This is a genomic window from Pseudomonas sp. BS3767, assembly GCF_900099665.1.
Lineage (GTDB): Bacteria > Pseudomonadota > Gammaproteobacteria > Pseudomonadales > Pseudomonadaceae > Aquipseudomonas > Aquipseudomonas cerasi.
Genome location: NZ_FNCX01000007.1, coordinates 278,619 through 296,152, shown reverse-complemented (window position 1 = coordinate 296,152; position 17,534 = coordinate 278,619). Strand labels below are relative to the sequence as shown.

Genomic DNA, 17,534 nt, shown 5'->3' with positions numbered 1-17,534 from the left:
CGAAATGATATCAGATGTTACTGGTAATGCTTATCATTTGTTTAAACGTGAAAAGTGATAATCGAGCGGCGCCACACAAGCGTTACTGCGCCGGAGTGTCAGGCCCCCGGCACGCATGAGCTTCCGTGGCGTTGCGCAATGCTTTGAAACAGGTTGGCGACAGCCACAGGAGGGCGACTGTCGTGTAAGCTCACAGGCTATTGGTTTTCCCATCGAGAGGCCTATGCAGTCCACTTTCCGACGCTCGACCCTGGCAGCACTTCGTGGTTTTGCCTTGCAGAGCGATGCAATCTCCATTGTTCCTTCTGCCGCCGACTATCGACGCTGCCTGCTGGAAAGGATCGCTTCGGCCACCCGACGCATCTATATCATCGCGCTGTACCTGCAACAGGATGAAGCCGGCCAGGAGATTCTCGACGCGCTGTACGCCGCCAAAACCGCGAGGCCGGAGCTGGATGTGGTGGTGCTGGTCGACTGGTTCCGTGCACAACGCGGCCTGATCGGCGCCGGACGCCAGCCCGGCAACTCGACCTGGTATCAGGCGCAGAACCTCGAATACGATGAAGAAGTGCCGATCTACGGCGTGCCGGTGCAGACCCGCGAACTGTTCGGGGTGCTGCACCTCAAGGGCAGTGTGATCGACGACTGCGTGATCTACAGCGGCGCGAGCATCAACAACGTCTACCTGCACAAGCTCGACAAATACCGTCTGGACCGTTATCACCTGATCGAAAACGCGGCACTGGCCGACGCTTTCCAGAATCTGGTGCAGCGGGAAATACTCTCTTCGCCGGCCGTGCACCGCCTCGATCTGCAATCGCCACCCAGCTCACGCAGTTTGCGCAGCGAGATCCGAGCGTTTCGTGGCGACCTGAAACGCGCCGCCTACGACACCTCGGCGGGCGAAAAGGAAAACGGCGACATGCGGGTGATTCCGCTGCTCGGCGTCGGCCCGCGCAACAATCTCAACCGCGCCATCTGCGATCTGATCGCGTCGAGCAAGATCCAGCTGACCATCTGCACGCCATACTTCAACCTGCCGGTGGCCGTCACCCGCGAGATCAACCGGGCGCTCAAGCGCGGCGTGCAGGTCGACATCATCATTGGCGACAAGACCGCCAACGACTTCTTCATCGATCCGGATGAGCCGTTCAAGGTGATCTCGGCCCTGCCCTATCTCTATGAAATCAGCCTGCGGCGCTTTGCCCACAAGCATCAGAAGGCAATCGCCCAGCACCGCCTCAATGTGCACCTGTGGAAACACGGCGATAACACCTTCCACCTCAAAGGCATCTGGGTCGACCAGCGTTATACCTTGCTGACCGGCAACAACCTGAACCCTCGCGCCTTCAACCTGGACCTGGAAAACGCGTTGCTGATCGACGATCCAAAGGGCCGATGGAGCGAGCCACGGGAAGCGGAAATCGCCCATTTGATGCGCAACACGCAGCGCGTCAACCAGTATGACGAACTCGACACCCTCGCTAACTACCCCGAAGGCGTACGCAAGTTTCTCAAGCGTGTCAGCCGCGTGCGGGTCGAGCGACTGTTGTACCGGATTCTCTGAGCCTTCAACGTGCGGCCGGCATGCCAGCCATGGTCAGGCGTGCCGGCGCCACGTATCCCTGGGCAAACGCCGAACAGTGGCCTTGCCTCAAGGCCGTTTGGCACCCAGTTGTTTCCACATCTTCTGCGTGATCTTGCGCCGGTTACTGTAACCGGCCCACGGGTCGTCCTTGAGCCGCTTCAAACGCTGCTCAAGGTTGGTGATGTCCCACTGTGCCGAAGACTTCAGACCCGCCAGCTCATCCAGCGCGATCGGCACCGAGACCGGCAACCCTGGACGGGCGCGGACTGAATAGGCAGTCACGGTACTGCCGCCGCGGCTGTTGCGCAGGTAATCGATGAAGATTTTTCCGACGCGGTTTTTCGGCCCCATGGTAGCGGTGAAGCGTTCCGGCAACTGACGGCTGGCAAACTCGGCGATGGCCTTGGCGAACGCCTTCACGGTGTCCCAGTCGGCCTGGCGCGCCAGCGGCACGATGATGTGCATACCCTTGCCGCCGCTGGTCTTGAGGAAAGCCTCCAGACCCAGCTCTTCCAGCACGGCGAGCACCATTTGCGTGGCTTCGATCATGCTGCGCCAGGGCAGGGCCGGATCGGGATCAAGGTCCAGCACGAAATGGTCCGGCGTTTCGATCCTGTCACGCGTCGCCCCCCAGGTATGCAGCTCGATGGCGCCCATTTGCGCAGCACCGATCAGTGCCGGCAACGAATCTATTTCCATCAGCGCGGCATGCCCGGGGTCCAGCGCACGATCCAGTTGTCTGATGTGCGGGATCGCCAGATGCTCGGCATGCTTCTGGAAAAACTGCTCACCGTCGATACCCTCCGGACAACGCAGCAGTGCCACGGGACGCTTGTTCAGGTACGGCAGAATCCAGTCGGCGATGGACTCGTAAAACTGTGCAAGTTCGATCTTGCTGGTGCCGGTCTTGCTATCGATGATGCGGTCCGGATGACTGACCCCGGTGCCCGCCACATCAACTTTTCCCTGCGCGGCCTTTTTGCGCGCCTGTGGCGCTGCCGTTTTGGTTGGGGTCTGGCTGGCTACTTTGGCAGGCTGAGCATCTTCACGCACCACGTCCTTGGCCGGCTTGTCGTTACGCAGCCCGACAAAGGCAGCCTGGCGGACAATGCCTTCGCGGGTCCACTGGGCGAACTCGGTTTCGCAGACCAGTTTCGGCTCCACCCACTGCACGCCACGCGCCTGGGACGCGGAGAGTTTTTTGGCCAGCGGTGAATCCTTGCGCTGCAACTTCTTCAGTTGTTTATGCAGTTGCTCAAGGCTCACTTCAGTGAACCCGGTGCCGACCCGCCCGGCGTAGACCAGCCCGTCCTCACCGGCATTGACCGCCAGCAACAAGGCACCGAACGCCGATCGGCTACCCTGCGGTGCCGTGTAGCCGACGACCACGAATTCCTGTCGCAAGCGACATTTGAGCTTGATCCAGTCGGCATTGCGTTTGCTGACGTACGCACTGCCGGCACGCTTGCCGATCACCCCTTCCAGGCCCATTGCCGCAGCACTCGCGACAATGTCCTGATGACCCGCCTGAAAGGCATCCGAATAACGCAACAAGCGACTTTTCTGTGCGTCGAGAACGTGTTTCAAGGCGTCACGACGCTGCTCAAGCGGCACTTCGCGCAGGTCCTCCGCGCTCAAAAACGGCATGTCGAACAGGTAATACAGAATGTCCTTGCTGTTCCCCGCGTCAAAAGCATTCTGCAGGCCCTGGAAATCAGGCAGCCCTTGCTCGTCGAGAACCACCACTTCGCCGTCGAACCAACTGTCGCGCAGCTCCATGCCCTTGAGCGCCTTGACCAGCTCCGGCAGCCGCTCGGTCCAGTCATGCCCGTTGCGCGTGAACAGACGCACTTCATCGCCCTCAATGCGGGTCAGCATGCGGTAACCGTCGAATTTGATTTCGTACAGCCAGTCACCGGCTGGCGGCGCCTCCACCAGCGTCGCCAGTTGCGGCGAAAGCGTGTCCGGGAAAGCCGATTTTGCTTTCCTGCGCGTCGGCTTTGCCGCTGGCGTCGGCGCTTTTGATTTTGATGTGGAGGCCTTGGCTTTTCCGTTTGCAGCACTGGCCGTGGACTTTTTCGGAGTACTGCGCTCTTCGCCCACATGAGCACCGCTGATCACGCTTTGCGGCTGCTCCTGGGTAATGTCGTACTCGGCAGCAGGTCGCGCGATGTCATCCTTTTCCTTGATCAGCAGCCACTGTTCCTTGCTGCCGCTGCCCTTGAGCCGGGTACGCACCAGCGCCCAGTCACCGCTGAGCTTCTCGCCGACCAGGGTGAACTTGAGTTTGCCCGCCGCGTAGGTCTTTTGCGGATCGCCGTGCGGTTGCCAGACACCACGGTCCCAGACGATCACATCACCGCCACCGTATTGACCCTGCGGGATACTGCCCTCGAAGCCGGCATAGTCCAGCGGATGGTCTTCGACATGCACTGCCAGGCGTTTTTGCGTGGGGTCCAGGCTCGGGCCTTTGGGCACGGCCCAGCTCTTGAGCGTGCCATCGAGCTCCAGTCGAAAGTCATAGTGCAGGTTCCGTGCGTCATGCTTCTGAATCACGAAACCGAGCGCACCGGGCTGCGATTTGCCTTTGCCCTTGCGCTTGCTTTCGGCAGGCTCGGAGGTGATGGCGAAGTTGCGCTTGCGGGTGTATTCACTGGCGGGCTTGGCCATCACCGGTCACTCCGTAGGGCTCAAGAGGCTTTGCTGGTTTTCTTGCGCGCGGCGGGCCGCTTGGGTCTGGCACCGTCCTTGTCGGCCGGTTTTTCCTTCGTCGCAGGCTTGCTCGCCTTGCCTTTACTGACACCACCCTTGCCCGCCAGACTGCGCCGCAGCAAGTCGGTGAGGTCGATGACATCGGCACTCTTGCGTTCTTCTTCGGCCGGATCGGACTCGACATCTTCGATCTCGCCTTCGTCTGCCTTGGTCTTGACCAAGTGCATGATCTTGTCCTGAAAGGTGTCGCGATACAGCTCAGGCTGCCAGTCGGCGCTCATGTCCTTGACCAGACGCTTGGCCATGTCACGTTCGCTCTTGTTCAACTTGGCGTCGGTCACCGCATCGCTCAGTTCCAGTGCGTCCAGCTCACGCACGTCGGCAGGCCAGCGCAGGATTACCATGACCAGCGCCGATTCCAGCGGCATGACCGCCGCCAGGTGTTCGCGGGTATGCAGCACCACATTGGCCAAGGCGACCTTTTTGGTATCGACCAAGGTTTCGCGCAACAACGCATAGACTTTCTCGCCGCGCTTGTCGGGGGTCAGAAAATAAGGCGTGTCGATGTTCTGCAGGGGGATCTGCTGACTGTCGACGAAAGCGAATATGTCGATGGTTTGCGTCGATTTGGGGTGCGCGGAACGAATTTCCTCCTCGCTGAGCACCACATAGCGATCCTTCTCGTACGCCACGCCCTTGACGATGTTTTCGCTGGTGACTTCCTTGCCAGTGACCTTGTTGATCCGCTTGTAGCCGACCGGGTCCATGCTGCGTTTATCGAGCCAGTCGAAGTCGACACTGGTCGACGTTGTCGCCGAGACCAGCGCGACGGGTATATGCACCAGCCCGAAGCTGATTGCACCCTTCCAGATTGCCCTTGCCATGGTCTGACTCCTGTTGATCCTGGAAAAGTGACAGGGCCGGCCGGAGAAAAGTTTCGACAGGCTGACGAGCGCCGGCAAACCTGCTGAGCCGGGCGAGTTTTTTATCGTGAAGAACCAACTATCAACGTTTTGGCTTCTGATAGCCGGGATGGGGATCCGAGTCGCATTACCGTCGAAGCCTCGTATGGCAAGGGTTTGCGCAGGACTCTACGAAGTTGCTTACTCCACATATGCATTTAGGATCTAAAAATATGGTTTAACGTTCTTTTGCGGAATAAAAAAGACGTTCTATAAATGGCCCTACCCCCGAACGCTGTTGGTGAGGTGTCTGCCAACCGACAGCGGGTCCCGTCAGCTTTCACCTGGCTGATTACTTCCAAGGATTTGTCATGAACGTTTTCTGGTTTCTTCCGACTCACGGCGATGGCCATTATCTGGGCACGACAAAGGGCGCACGTCCCGTCACCCTCAACTATTTGAAACAGGTGGCGCAGGCGGCCGATGACCTGGGCTATTACGGCGTATTGATCCCTACCGGTCGCTCCTGCGAGGACTCGTGGGTCATCGCCTCGGCGCTGGTGCCGTTGACCGAGCGTTTGAAGTACCTGGTGGCGATCCGCCCGGGCATCATCTCGCCGACCGTCTCGGCACGCATGGCAGCCACGCTGGATCGTCTTTCCGGCGGCCGGTTGCTGATCAACGTGGTGACCGGCGGCGACCCGGACGAAAACCGTGGCGATGGCAGCTTCCTCGACCACAGTGAGCGTTATGAAGTCACTGACGAATTTCTGAAAATCTGGCGTCGCGTCCTGCAAGGTGAAGCGGTCGACTTCGAAGGCAAGCACTTGCGCGTACAGAATGCCAAGGCGCTTTACCCGCCGATTCAAAAACCCTACCCGCCGCTGTACTTCGGTGGTTCCTCCGACGCGGCGCATGACCTTGCGGCCGATCAGGTGGACGTGTACCTGACCTGGGGCGAGCCTCCGGCAGCCGTGGCGCAGAAACTCGCCGATGTACGTGAACGGGCAGCGCGCAAGGGACGTACCGTGAAGTTCGGCATTCGCCTGCACGTCATCGTGCGCGAGACCAGCGAAGAAGCCTGGAAAGCGGCCAGCACGCTGATCGAACACATCAGCGATGACACCATTGCTGCAGCGCAGAAGTCCTTTTCACGCTTTGATTCCGAAGGTCAGCGGCGCATGGCAGCACTGCATGACGGGCGCCGCGACAACCTGGAGATTGCGCCCAACCTGTGGGCCGGTGTCGGCCTGGTGCGTGGTGGTGCAGGCACGGCGCTGGTCGGCAATCCCGAAGAAGTCGCGGCACGCATCAAGGAATACGCCGACCTGGGCATCGAGAGCTTCATTTTCTCGGGTTACCCGCATCTTGAAGAAGCCTACCGCTTCGCCGAACTGGTCTTCCCGCTGCTGCCCGAGCCTTACGCCAGCCTCGCCGGGCGTGGCATCACCAACCTGACGGGCCCGTTCGGCGAAATGATCGCCAACGATCTGCCCCCGCAGGCCAAGTGATGTCCGGACAACTGCTGACCCTACCCCACTCGCCTGCGCTGGCCACCTCGATCAGGGCCACCGCGCAGGTGTTCGAAGACCCCAAATCCCGGGCCCTGCTCGCTCACGTGCGGCAGGTTGCGCCCAGCGATGCCAGCGTGCTGATCATCGGCGAGACCGGCACCGGCAAGGAACTGGTTGCTCGCCACGTCCACGAACTGAGCGCCCGCCGCGACAAGCCGTTCGTGGCGGTCAACTGCGGCGCGTTCTCCGAAAACCTGATCGAGGCCGAACTGTTCGGCCACGAAAAAGGGGCGTTCACCGGAGCGATCAGCGCCAAGGCTGGCTGGTTTGAAGAGGCCAACGGCGGCACGCTGTTTCTCGATGAGATCGGCGACCTGCCCATGTCGCTGCAGGTCAAATTGCTGCGCGTGCTTCAGGAACGTGAAGTGGTGCGTCTGGGCTCGCGCAAGAGTGTGCCGATTGACGTGCGCGTCCTGGCGGCGACCAACGTGCAGCTGGAAAAGGCCATCAACGCCGGGCATTTTCGCGAAGATCTTTATTACCGGCTCGATGTGGTCAATCTGGAATTGAGCCCGCTGCGCGACCGGCCGGGCGACATCCTGCCCCTGGCCCGGCACTTCATAGAGGTCTACGGCCAGCGGCTGCGGCATGGTCCGGTGCGGATCAGCCCCGAAGCCGAGCACAAGCTCAAGACTTACAGCTGGCCGGGGAACATTCGCGAGCTGGAAAACGTCATCCATCACACCCTGCTGGTCTGCCGTGAAGGCGTTATTCAGCGTGATGACCTGCGCCTGTCGAACCTTAGAATCGAGCGTCAGGATGACCAGAACCCGTCTGACGAATCAGCCGAGCAACTGCTCAACCGGGCGTTTCAAAAGCTGTTTGAAGAACAGGCCGGAGCCTTGCACGAGAAGGTCGAAGATACGCTGCTCAGAACGGCCTATCGCTTCTGCCACCACAACCAGGTGCACACAGCCAGCCTGCTGGGCCTGACCCGCAACGTCACGCGTACGCGTTTGATCAAGATTGGCGAGCTGGCGGTCAACAAACGCAGACCGGGTGAAAATGTCCAGGGCGACCGGATGCTGCACCTGTCGGTGTGAAGATCAAGACCGATGACGCGGAGCGTCATGAACGGCATTCCCACGCTGGAGCGTGAGGAACGATCACTGTCCGGCAGAACACCATCGTGTCCATGCTACGCGGCGCGGCGCCAAGAGCTGACGCGGAGCGTCACGAACGGCATTCCCACGCTGGAGCGTGAGGAACGATCACTGTCCGGCAGAACACCATCGTGCCCATGCTACGCGGTGCGGCGCCAAGAGCTGACGCGGAGCGTCATGAACGGCATTCCCACGCTGGAGCGTGAGGAACGATCACTGTCCGGCAGAACACCATCGTGTCCATGCTACGCGTGGGCATGCCGTTCCGGACGCTCTGCGTCCTCTTCTGAGCAGGCGGCGCTTTACGACAAGCGCATCGCCAGCGCCTTGGCCTGAATTGCCACGTCGGTCACCGCAGTGCTTTCCCACCACATGCCGCGCAATGGCGGGCCCATGGCGAACAGACGTGCCGAGTACTGACCGTGTGCGTCGAGCACTGCGCCAGTGGCGTCGGCGGCGATGCCGAGTGCCAGCGGACCGGGCTGGATCAGCCCGCGTGCCAGCAGCTGCCGGGGCAACGAGCGGTCCACGCGCCGCCAGTCGTATTCGATACCGGTGGAGTTGATCAACGCATCGCCGGTGATCTGCGTCGGCTGACTCTCCCCGCGTCGACGAACGCTGATCTGTACCTGACCTGACGGCAGGCTGGCCACGCCCTGCAGCGAGGCCGCATCAATACTCAACCGCCCTTGCCTGATCAGCCGCGCCAGTAGCGCAGCGCTCGGCGGCGGGGAGCGATGGTGGTGACTCTCCCACCAAGGCCTTACATGACGGACGAACTGGCGGCGCTGCTGGTCGCTGGCCTGATTCCACAGCCTGCCGACGTTGGCCCGCACGGTGTCCAGCGGGGCCTGCCAGTCAATGCCGCTCTCGATGGCCAGTTCGCACTGTTCACGCACTTTGCGCACCAGTTGCCGAGTGCTGCGGATACTCGGGTCCTGAGCAAGAAAATCAGACCATTCCGGCGGCTGACGCCGAACGTGCGGCAGCAGGCCGTGCCGGGAAAAAATCTGAATGGGCCCGCGGTGCCCCGCCGTTTCCAGCGAGACCAGCGCATCGACCATGGTCAGCCCCGAACCGATGATCAGCACCTTTGACTGCGGATCAAGCTTTTTCATCACCGACACATCCCAAGGGTCCAGCGCTGCCGTGTTCAGCTCGTTCGAATCGCGTCGCGGGGTGCGTGAAGCCGCGTACATGCCGGTCGCCAGCACGGCACGGCTACCGCGCAACTTACGGCCGTCAGCCAGCGAGACACTGACCCCGCCTTCATGGACCTGCAGGTCGACTGCCTCGCCGGGCACATGCACGGCGGTCGAGCCAAAGGCTTCAGCAGCGCTTCGGGCTTCACGCAGTCGCTGCTGAACATAAAGCCCGAACACACCGCGTGGCGGAAACAGTTCGGCAACCGGGACCCTCTGCTCATAAGCTTCAGGCCAGCCCCCGGCGGCCAGATAGTCAGTCAGCCACTGGGTGAGGTCATCCGGATTATCCGGATCGACGCTCATCCGCGCAGCGTTGCCATTGAGCGTATGGCCCGGCTCCGTCGCACTGTAGGCCTCGCCCCTGCCGAGTTCGCTGCGGGTTTCGATAATCAGGATTCGGCGCTGGCCCGGCCTGCGCAGCAGTTGCGCCGCCAGCATGGTGCCGCTCAGACCGCCGCCGATGATCAGAATGTCAGCCGTCTGGTGGGAATCTTCGGTCATCGAACAGCGCCTCGGTCGAGTTGCGATAAAGAATCGGAAAGGTCAGAGCACGACATTACGCACGAAGCGCAGGGGCACATCGGCGTCATTGCAGTAGCGGTGCGGCTGGTTGCTGGGAAACATGAAGAACTCGCCCGCCCCGACCTGCTGCACGGCCGCAGGGTCGGCAAAGCGCAACGTCAGATGCCCTTCGACGACGTAGACCTGTTCACTCCAGCCATCGGGATCGGCCTCCGAGACATAGGCGTCCCCAGGCTGCAGGCAGAATTCCCACAACTCCACCTCGCGCCGGGCAACGGCCCTGGCCAGCAGTACCGCCTTGCTGCCGACGATCGTACCGGCCCATGCCAGCTCGTTAATGCGGCTGTAATCACGATTTTCAGGTGCCTGGATCAGGTCGCTGAACGCCACTTCCAAGGCTTCGGCCACGCGGTCCAGTGTCGCCAGGCTGACGTTTTTTTCGCCGGCCTCGATAGCGACCAGCATGCGTCGGCTGACTCCGGACTTTTCCGCCAGAGCCGTCTGGCTGAGGTCCGCACTGTTACGCAGACGCCGGACGTTCTGGCTGACGTGCTGCAGCACCGGAGGGCGCTGGGAATTTTCTTTGTGCATGCAGGTGCTCACATCAAACCGTTGCGCATTATACTGCCCAGCCCAGGAACACTGTCAGGTTGTTCCGCCTTTCACCGCGCGCATGGCAATTAACAGGAACCAGGAGCTGACATGAAGTCTATCAGCCGCATACCCCGCATCAGCAAGGCAGAAGCCGTACTGATTCTGATCACCATGCTCTGGGGAGGCACCTTTCTGCTGGTCCAGCATGCGATGACCGTCAGCGGGCCGATGTTCTTCGTCGGCCTGCGCTTTGCCGCCGCAGCGCTTATCGTAGCGCTGTTTTCAATAAAGGTGCTGCGCGGTCTTACCTTCCTCGAACTCAAGGCGGGCGTCTTCATCGGCACCGCGATCATGCTCGGTTACGGTTTGCAGACGATCGGACTGCAGACTATCCCCAGCAGCCAGTCCGCGTTCATCACGGCACTCTACGTGCCCTGCGTGCCTTTGTTGCAATGGCTGGTACTCGGTCGACGACCAGGATTGATGCCGACACTGGGCATCATCCTGGCTTTCACCGGGCTGATGCTGGTAGCGGGGCCGCAAGGCGCATCCCTGCAACTCAGTTCCGGCGAAATCGTGACGCTGATCAGCACGGTGGCCATTGCCGCCGAGATCATCATGATCAGCGCCTACGCCGGTGAGGTCGATGTGCGTCGAGTCACGGTGGTGCAACTGGCCACCGCTTCAGCGCTGGCATTTCTGATGATCGTTCCAACCGAGGAACACTTGCCGGATTTTTCCTGGTTGCTGGTGCTCAGTGCCGTGGGACTTGGGACCATGAGTGCGGCGATCCAGATTGCCATGAACTGGGCACAGAAAAGTGTTTCGCCTACCCGCGCCACCGTGATTTATGCCGGTGAACCGGTCTGGGCCGGAATTGTCGGAAGACTCGCCGGCGAACGTTTGCCGGGCATCGCCCTGCTGGGCGCGGCATTGATTGTGGCCGGAGTGATCGTCAGCGAAATGAAGCGGCGTTCTCCGCGCGCCGAACAGAACGTAGTCGACGAAGAGCAACAGCAGCGAGGCGTGCGCGAAGCTGAATGAACCGTGCTTAATTGCAGGCCGTCAACCACCTTGTTTCTTCGAAACTGTTCCAACGACATATCACCGCATCAGAAGCAATTATTTACCGAATTAAAAAAGCAGACACTTTTTGTAGGAAATTTCGGAAACCGTCTCTTTGGTATCGGAGTGTCTGGCACGTATGATGCTTGACATTCCCCTGCAGATTAGAAGCCTATGTCCCTGATAGTTCTACTGCTTCTGCCTTTCATCGGCAGCTGTCTGGCGGCCTTTTTGCCGCACAACGCGCGTAACGCGGAATCGTTTCTGGCCGGTCTGATCGCCCTCATCGGCGCTGTGCAGATGGCCTTGTGGTTCCCGCAGATCGCCGACGGCGGCGTGATTCGTGAAGAGTATTTCTGGCTGCCAAGCCTGGGCATGAACTTCGTGCTGCGCATCGACGGCTTCGCCTGGCTGTTCTCGATGCTGGTGCTGGGCATCGGTGCGCTGGTCTCGCTGTACGCCCGCTATTACATGTCGCCGGACGATCCGGTGCCGCGTTTCTTCGCGTTTTTCCTGGCTTTCATGGGCGCCATGCTCGGACTGGTGATGTCCGGCAATCTGATTCAGATCGTGTTTTTCTGGGAGCTCACCAGCCTGTTCTCGTTCCTGCTGATCGGCTACTGGCACCATCGGGCCGATGCCCGACGCGGCGCGTACATGGCGCTGATGGTCACCGGCGCAGGCGGTCTGGCGCTGCTGGCCGGCATGATGATCCTCGGCCATGTGGCCGGCAGTTACGACCTGGACCGTGTCCTGGCCTCCGGCGACGCGATTCGTGCGCATGCCCTGTACCCGGTGTTACTGACCCTGATTCTGATCGGCGCGCTGACCAAAAGCGCCCAGTTCCCGTTCCATTTCTGGCTGCCGCACGCGATGGCCGCGCCCACGCCGGTGTCGGCGTATCTGCACTCGGCGACCATGGTCAAGGCCGGGGTCTTCCTCCTGGCGCGTATGTGGCCGGCGCTGTCCGGCACCGAGCAATGGTTCTGGATCGTCAGTGGCGCGGGGGCCTGCACACTGATTCTCGGCGCCTACGCCGCCATCTTCCAGAATGATCTCAAGGGTCTGCTGGCCTACTCGACCATCAGCCATCTGGGCCTGATCACCCTGCTGCTCGGCCTCAACAGCCCGCTGGCTGCGGTGGCTGCGGTGTTCCATATTCTCAACCACGCGACCTTCAAGGCGTCGCTGTTCATGGCCGCCGGTATCATCGACCACGAGAGCGGAACACGCGATATCCGGCGTCTCAGTGGCCTGGTAAGGCTGCTGCCCTACACCGCGACACTGGCGATGGTCGCCAGCGCGTCGATGGCCGGCGTACCGCTGCTCAACGGCTTCCTGTCCAAGGAAATGTTCTTTGCCGAAACCGTGTTCATTTCCGCCACAGCCTGGGTCGAGATTGCCTTGCCGGTGATCGCGACCATTGCCGGGATCTTCAGCGTTGCCTATTCGCTGCGCTTCACGGTCGATGTGTTTTTCGGTCCGGCGGCCAAGGATCTGCCGCACCTGCCGCACGAACCGCCGCGCTGGATGCGTGCACCGGTCGAACTGCTGGTCCTGACGTGTCTGGTGGTGGGGATTTTCCCGGCGCAATCGGTCGCCCCCCTGCTCGCCGCCGCTGCGCGTCCGGTAGTCGGTGGAACATTGCCCGAATACAGCCTGGCGATCTGGCACGGCTGGAACCTGCCAATGGTCATGAGCCTGGTGGCGATGGCCGGCGGTATCATTCTGTATCTGTTGCTGCGCAAGCCGCTCAAGCACGAGCGCATCACCGCCCCGCCACTGGTGGGACGCCTCAACGGCAAGCGCTTTTTTGAGCGCAGTCAGGTTGTGATGATGCACTGGGCGCGCCGTTTCGAACGCAAGGTCAGCACTCGCCGCCTGCAGCCACAACTGTTTCTGCTGGTGCTCGCGGCGGTACTGGGCGGTTTCATTCCGATGTATTTCAGCGGCCTGACCTGGGGCGACCGACCGAAGATTCCGGGCTCCGGGGTGTTTGTCACGCTATGGCTCATCGCGATTGCCTGCGCCATAGGCGCGGCATGGCAGGGTAAATATCACCGTCTGGCAGCACTGGTGATGGTCAGCGTGTGCGGTCTGATGACCTGCATCACCTTCGTCTGGTTCTCGGCGCCTGATCTGGCACTGACGCAACTGGTCGTGGAGGTGGTGACCACGGTGCTGATCCTGCTCGGTCTGCGCTGGCTGCCGCGACGCAACGAAGATGTCGCTCCGCTCAGCGCACGCCTGCGTGCCCGCACCCGGCGCATACGCGACTTCGGCCTGGCGGTGCTCGTGGGGTTGGGCATGGCGATACTCTCCTACGCCATGCTGACCCGCCAGACGCCCAACGCCATCTCGTCCTTCTACCTGAGTCGTGCGCTTCCCCAGGGCGGCGGCACCAATGTGGTCAACGTGATGCTGGTGGATTTCCGCGGCTTCGATACGTTTGGCGAGATCACCGTGCTGGCGGCGGTCGCCATGACAGTGTTCGCCCTGTTGCGACGCTTCCGCCCACCGAAGGAAAGCATTCTGCTGCCCGCCCAGCAGCGCCTGCTGGCCCGTGACGTGGTGACGGATCTGGTCAACCCGCGCAGCGCCAGCGATACCGCGCTCGGTTTCATGATGGTGCCGGCAGCACTGGTTCGATTGCTGCTGCCGATTGCCTTCATTATTTCGATGTACCTTTTCGTCCGCGGTCACAATCAGCCTGGCGGCGGGTTTGTTGCCGGGCTGGTGATGTCGGTGGCGTTCATCCTGCAATACATGGTGGCAGGCACCCAGTGGGTCGAGGCGCAAATGAGCCTGCGCCCGTTACGCTGGATGGGCACAGGCCTGCTGTGCGCAGTGCTGACCGGCGCGGGCTCGATGCTCCTGGGTTATCCGTTCATGACCACCCACACCGCCCATGTCGATCTGCCGATCCTGGGTGATATTCACATTGCCAGCGCGCTGTTCTTCGATGTCGGCGTGTACGCCGTGGTGGTCGGCTCGACGCTGTTGATTCTCACCGCACTGGCGCACCAGTCGGTGCGTAGCCATCGGCCGACGCAGTTGCCCAAGCCTGTCGCCAACCCGCAAGGAATCCTCTGATGGAAGAAGTCATTGCAATCGCCATCGGCGTGCTGGCCGCCTCCGGCGTCTGGCTGATCCTCAGGCCACGTACCTTTCAGGTGGTCATGGGGCTGTGCCTGCTGTCGTACGGGGTCAATCTGTTCATCTTCAGTATGGGCAGCCTGTTCATCGGCAGAGAGCCGATCATCAAGGACGGTATTCCTCAGGACCTGCTCAATTACACCGACCCGTTGCCACAGGCGCTGGTGCTCACCGCGATTGTCATCAGCTTCGCCATGACGGCGCTGTTTCTGGTGGTCTTGCTCGCCTCCAGAGGCCTGACCGGCACCGACCATGTAGATGGCCGGGAGCCCAAGGCATGAGCGGGATGAACCAACTGATCATCGCGCCCATCCTGCTGCCGCTGCTGACCGCCGGGCTGATGCTCTGGCTGGGCGAAAAGCACCGGCCGCTCAAGGGTCGTATCAATCTGTTTTCCAGCATCTTCGGGCTGGGTATTTCCGTGGTGCTGTTCCTCTGGGTACAACACAGCGGCAGCAGCGGCTCGATCGGTGTCTATCTGCCGGGCAACTGGGGCGTGCCGTTCGGCATCGTACTGGTGGTGGACCACCTGTCAGCGATGATGCTGGTGCTGACCGGGATTGTCGGTGTCTGCGCCCTGCTGTTCGCGCTGGCTCGCTGGGACAGGGCCGGTGCCAGTTTCCATGCGCTGTTCCAGATCCAGCTCATGGGGCTGTACGGTGCGTTCCTGACTGCTGATCTGTTCAACCTGTTCGTGTTTTTCGAAGTACTGCTCGCAGCGTCATACGGCCTGATGCTGCACGGCTCCGGCCGGGCACGAGTATCGACGGGCCTGCATTACATTTCGATCAACCTGCTGGCTTCGTCGCTGTTTCTGATCGGTGCTGCGTTGATTTACGGGGTGACCGGCACGCTGAACTTCGCCGATCTGGCCATCAAGATCCCGCAGGTGGCGGAGTCCGATCTGGGCCTGCTGCATGCGGGTGCTGCGATTCTGGCCACGGCGTTCCTGGCCAAGGCCGGCATGTGGCCGCTTAACTTCTGGCTGGTCCCTGCCTACTCGGCAGCCAGCGCGCCGGTGGCGGCGATGTTTGCGATCATGACCAAAGTGGGGATCTACACCCTGCTGCGCCTGTGGACGCTGCTGTTTTCCGGCCAGGCCGGTGCATCGGCATTCTTCGGCGGCGACTGGCTGATCTATGGCGGCATGGCGACGATTTTCACTGCAGCCATCGCCATCATCGCCGCCCAGCGTCTGGAACGCCTCGCCAGCCTGAGCATACTGGTGTCAGCGGGCATTCTGCTGTCTGCCGTGGGTTTCGCCCAGCCAAGCCTGACCTCGGGTGCGCTGTTCTATATGGTCAGTTCGACGCTGGCGTTAAGTGCCATGTTCCTCCTGGGCGAGCTGATCGAACGCTCCCGTTCAGCCAACGAGATCCCTCTGGAATACGATGTGGATCAATTGCCTCGTACCCTGGAGTCTCTGCATCCGCCGCCCGGCACCAACCTGGACGACGAACAGAAGGTCGTGGTCGGTCAGGTCATTCCCATGACCATGGCCTTTCTGGGCCTGAGTTTTATTATCTGCGCCTTGCTGATCATCGGCATGCCGCCGCTCTCCGGGTTCATCGGCAAGCTGACATTGCTCAGCGCCCTGATGAACCCGCTAGGGCTCGACGTCGCGCAGGACGAAGCGCTTTCGACCCAGGCCTGGATGCTGATCGGCCTGCTGATCTTTTCCGGGCTGGCGTCGCTGATCGCTTTCTCGAGGCTCGGCACGCAACGTTTCTGGACGCCGCACGAGCGCCCTTCGCCGATGCTGCGCCGCAACGAATGCCTGCCGATCATCATCCTTCTGGGTCTGTGCATCGCGCTGACCTTCAAGGCCGAGCCCTTGCTGCGCTATACCCAGGACACCGCCGCAACGCTGCATGAGCCCAAACAGTATGTGCAGTCAGTGCTCGCCACACGCCCGATACCCGGCCCCACCAGTCGGGAAGTCGATCCGGAGGGGCAACCATGAAGCGCCTGTTTCCCGCCCCGCTCCTCTCGTTGGCACTCTGGCTGCTGTGGCTGGTATTGAACCTGTCGATCAGCCCCGGTCACTTGCTGCTGGGCGCGGTGCTGGGGTTTCTCGCCCCCGTATTGATGGCCCCGCTGCGCCCGCTGCCGGTACGTATTCGCAAACCAGGTACGATCCTGAAGTTCTTATGGCGGGTGGGACGCGACGTGGTGATCTCCAATGTGCAGGTCGGCCTGAGCGTCTGGCGGCTCGAAAGCCGTCCGCCACGCTCGGCCTTCGTACGCATTCCACTGGACCTGCACGACGCCCACGGCCTGGCCGCGCTGGCGATGGTCACCACGGTAGTACCCGGAACGGTATGGTCGGAGCTGGCACTGGATCGCAGCGTGCTGCTGATGCATGTCTTCGATCTGGAGGACGAAGCGCAATTCATCGAGCACTTCAAAACCACCTATGAGCGACCGTTGATGGAGATCTTTCAATGAGTGCACTGCTCGACAACGCCATCCTGATCAGCCTGCTGATCTTCGCTCTGGCGATGGTGATCACCCTGCTGCGCTTGCTCAAGGGGCCTTCGGCGCAAGACCGGGTGCTGGCGCTGGATTATCTGTACATCATTGCCATGCTGATGATGCTGGTGCTTGGCATTCGCTACGCCAGTGACACGTATTTCGAAGCGGCCATGCTGATTGCCCTGTTCGGCTTCGTGGGCTCGTTCGCTCTGGCCAAGTTCCTGCTGCGCGGAGAAGTGATCGAATGACCGGACTGCCGAATACAGTGCCCTTCTGGGTGGAAATACTGACCGCCGGGCTGCTGATCGCCAGCAGCCTGTTCGCCTTGACCGGTGCTCTGGGATTGCTGCGCCTCAAGGACTTTTTCCAGCGCATGCACCCGCCCGCCCTGGCATCGACGCTGGGCGCCTGGTGCGTTGCGCTGGCGTCGATCATCTACTTCTCGGCGCTGAAGTCGGAACCGGTGATCCACGCCTGGCTGATCCCGGTATTGCTGGCGATCACGGTACCGGTGACCACCCTGCTGCTGGCGCGCACGGCGCTGTTCCGCAAGCGCATGGCCGGTGACGACGTGCCCGCGGAAGTCAGCAGCGGTGCCGGCAACGGAGAATCGACAGGCGGCTGAACCGACGCCTGGC

The 17,534-nt window shown here is 61.3% G+C and carries 14 protein-coding genes; 10 read left to right on the top strand and 4 right to left on the bottom strand.

The window, feature by feature from the left end:
• The first annotated feature begins 223 nt into the window (after positions 1-223).
• Complete coding sequence (gene pssA / locus BLR16_RS20475; RefSeq protein ID WP_003436422.1) at positions 224-1,567, top strand: CDP-diacylglycerol--serine O-phosphatidyltransferase; 1,344 nt, start codon at positions 224-226, stop codon at positions 1,565-1,567.
• 87 nt (positions 1,568-1,654) lie between these two features.
• Here pssA and ligD read toward each other — a convergent pair whose 3' ends face one another.
• Together ligD and BLR16_RS20465 are read right to left on the bottom strand one after the other, a co-directional pair.
• Positions 1,655-4,258, bottom strand: a complete 2,604-nt coding sequence (ligD, locus tag BLR16_RS20470) for a DNA ligase D (protein WP_074808808.1) — start codon at positions 4,256-4,258, stop codon at positions 1,655-1,657.
• 20 nt (positions 4,259-4,278) lie between these two features.
• On the bottom strand, positions 4,279-5,184 hold the full coding sequence (locus tag BLR16_RS20465) for a non-homologous end joining protein Ku (protein WP_092194478.1): 906 nt from the start codon (positions 5,182-5,184) through the stop codon (positions 4,279-4,281).
• Between the two features lie 389 nt (positions 5,185-5,573).
• Between BLR16_RS20465 and ssuD the strand changes: the two genes are divergently transcribed.
• Together ssuD and BLR16_RS20455 are read left to right on the top strand one after the other, a co-directional pair.
• Positions 5,574-6,713, top strand: coding sequence for an FMNH2-dependent alkanesulfonate monooxygenase (gene ssuD, locus BLR16_RS20460; protein ID WP_003436407.1), 1,140 nt, complete (start codon positions 5,574-5,576; stop codon positions 6,711-6,713).
• A complete protein-coding gene (locus BLR16_RS20455; protein WP_044308569.1) occupies positions 6,713-7,819 on the top strand; it encodes a sigma-54 interaction domain-containing protein in 1,107 nt (368 codons plus the stop codon). The genes ssuD and BLR16_RS20455 overlap by 1 nt, the downstream gene beginning before the upstream one ends.
• A 362-nt stretch (positions 7,820-8,181) precedes the next feature.
• Here BLR16_RS20455 and BLR16_RS20450 read toward each other — a convergent pair whose 3' ends face one another.
• Positions 8,182-9,585: an FAD/NAD(P)-binding protein gene (locus tag BLR16_RS20450; RefSeq protein ID WP_074808806.1), complete on the bottom strand. Its 1,404-nt coding sequence runs from the start codon at positions 9,583-9,585 to the stop codon at positions 8,182-8,184.
• A gap of 42 nt (positions 9,586-9,627) precedes the next feature.
• Complete coding sequence (locus BLR16_RS20445) at positions 9,628-10,197, bottom strand: helix-turn-helix domain-containing protein (protein ID WP_002554065.1); 570 nt, start codon at positions 10,195-10,197, stop codon at positions 9,628-9,630.
• A gap of 111 nt (positions 10,198-10,308) precedes the next feature.
• On the opposite strand from BLR16_RS20445, the gene BLR16_RS20440 reads away from it, so the two are divergent.
• The 7 genes from BLR16_RS20440 to BLR16_RS20410 all read left to right on the top strand — a co-directional run bounded on the left by BLR16_RS20440 (position 10,309) and on the right by BLR16_RS20410 (position 17,521).
• Positions 10,309-11,244: a DMT family transporter gene (locus tag BLR16_RS20440; RefSeq protein ID WP_044308566.1), complete on the top strand. Its 936-nt coding sequence runs from the start codon at positions 10,309-10,311 to the stop codon at positions 11,242-11,244.
• A gap of 195 nt (positions 11,245-11,439) precedes the next feature.
• The gene (locus BLR16_RS20435; RefSeq protein ID WP_044308565.1) at positions 11,440-14,358 is read left to right on the top strand and encodes a monovalent cation/H+ antiporter subunit A; all 2,919 of its coding nucleotides are present in this window, start codon (positions 11,440-11,442) and stop codon (positions 14,356-14,358) included.
• Positions 14,358-14,702: a Na+/H+ antiporter subunit C gene (locus BLR16_RS20430; RefSeq protein WP_002554068.1), complete on the top strand. Its 345-nt coding sequence runs from the start codon at positions 14,358-14,360 to the stop codon at positions 14,700-14,702. Before BLR16_RS20435 ends, BLR16_RS20430 begins: the two co-directional genes overlap by 1 nt.
• Complete coding sequence (locus BLR16_RS20425; protein WP_074808804.1) at positions 14,699-16,384, top strand: monovalent cation/H+ antiporter subunit D; 1,686 nt, start codon at positions 14,699-14,701, stop codon at positions 16,382-16,384. The genes BLR16_RS20430 and BLR16_RS20425 overlap by 4 nt, the downstream gene beginning before the upstream one ends.
• Entirely contained in the window at positions 16,381-16,869 is a 489-nt protein-coding gene (locus BLR16_RS20420; protein ID WP_003370544.1) for a Na+/H+ antiporter subunit E, read from the top strand. The genes BLR16_RS20425 and BLR16_RS20420 overlap by 4 nt, the downstream gene beginning before the upstream one ends.
• Positions 16,866-17,144: a K+/H+ antiporter subunit F gene (locus BLR16_RS20415; protein ID WP_002554071.1), complete on the top strand. Its 279-nt coding sequence runs from the start codon at positions 16,866-16,868 to the stop codon at positions 17,142-17,144. Before BLR16_RS20420 ends, BLR16_RS20415 begins: the two co-directional genes overlap by 4 nt.
• Entirely contained in the window at positions 17,141-17,521 is a 381-nt protein-coding gene (locus BLR16_RS20410) for a Na+/H+ antiporter subunit G (RefSeq protein ID WP_003370543.1), read from the top strand. The genes BLR16_RS20415 and BLR16_RS20410 overlap by 4 nt, the downstream gene beginning before the upstream one ends.
• Positions 17,522-17,534: the final 13 nt, after the last annotated feature.

Coding starts and splice junctions, on each gene's coding strand:
- pssA (WP_003436422.1), top strand. CDS start 224: ATGCAGTCCACTTTCCGACGCTCGACCCTGGCAGCACTTCGTGGTTTT.
- ligD (WP_074808808.1), bottom strand. CDS start 4,258: ATGGCCAAGCCCGCCAGTGAATACACCCGCAAGCGCAACTTCGCCATC.
- BLR16_RS20465 (WP_092194478.1), bottom strand. CDS start 5,184: ATGGCAAGGGCAATCTGGAAGGGTGCAATCAGCTTCGGGCTGGTGCAT.
- ssuD (WP_003436407.1), top strand. CDS start 5,574: ATGAACGTTTTCTGGTTTCTTCCGACTCACGGCGATGGCCATTATCTG.
- BLR16_RS20455 (WP_044308569.1), top strand. CDS start 6,713: ATGTCCGGACAACTGCTGACCCTACCCCACTCGCCTGCGCTGGCCACC.
- BLR16_RS20450 (WP_074808806.1), bottom strand. CDS start 9,585: ATGACCGAAGATTCCCACCAGACGGCTGACATTCTGATCATCGGCGGC.
- BLR16_RS20445 (WP_002554065.1), bottom strand. CDS start 10,197: ATGCACAAAGAAAATTCCCAGCGCCCTCCGGTGCTGCAGCACGTCAGC.
- BLR16_RS20440 (WP_044308566.1), top strand. CDS start 10,309: ATGAAGTCTATCAGCCGCATACCCCGCATCAGCAAGGCAGAAGCCGTA.
- BLR16_RS20435 (WP_044308565.1), top strand. CDS start 11,440: ATGTCCCTGATAGTTCTACTGCTTCTGCCTTTCATCGGCAGCTGTCTG.
- BLR16_RS20430 (WP_002554068.1), top strand. CDS start 14,358: ATGGAAGAAGTCATTGCAATCGCCATCGGCGTGCTGGCCGCCTCCGGC.
- BLR16_RS20425 (WP_074808804.1), top strand. CDS start 14,699: ATGAGCGGGATGAACCAACTGATCATCGCGCCCATCCTGCTGCCGCTG.
- BLR16_RS20420 (WP_003370544.1), top strand. CDS start 16,381: ATGAAGCGCCTGTTTCCCGCCCCGCTCCTCTCGTTGGCACTCTGGCTG.
- BLR16_RS20415 (WP_002554071.1), top strand. CDS start 16,866: ATGAGTGCACTGCTCGACAACGCCATCCTGATCAGCCTGCTGATCTTC.
- BLR16_RS20410 (WP_003370543.1), top strand. CDS start 17,141: ATGACCGGACTGCCGAATACAGTGCCCTTCTGGGTGGAAATACTGACC.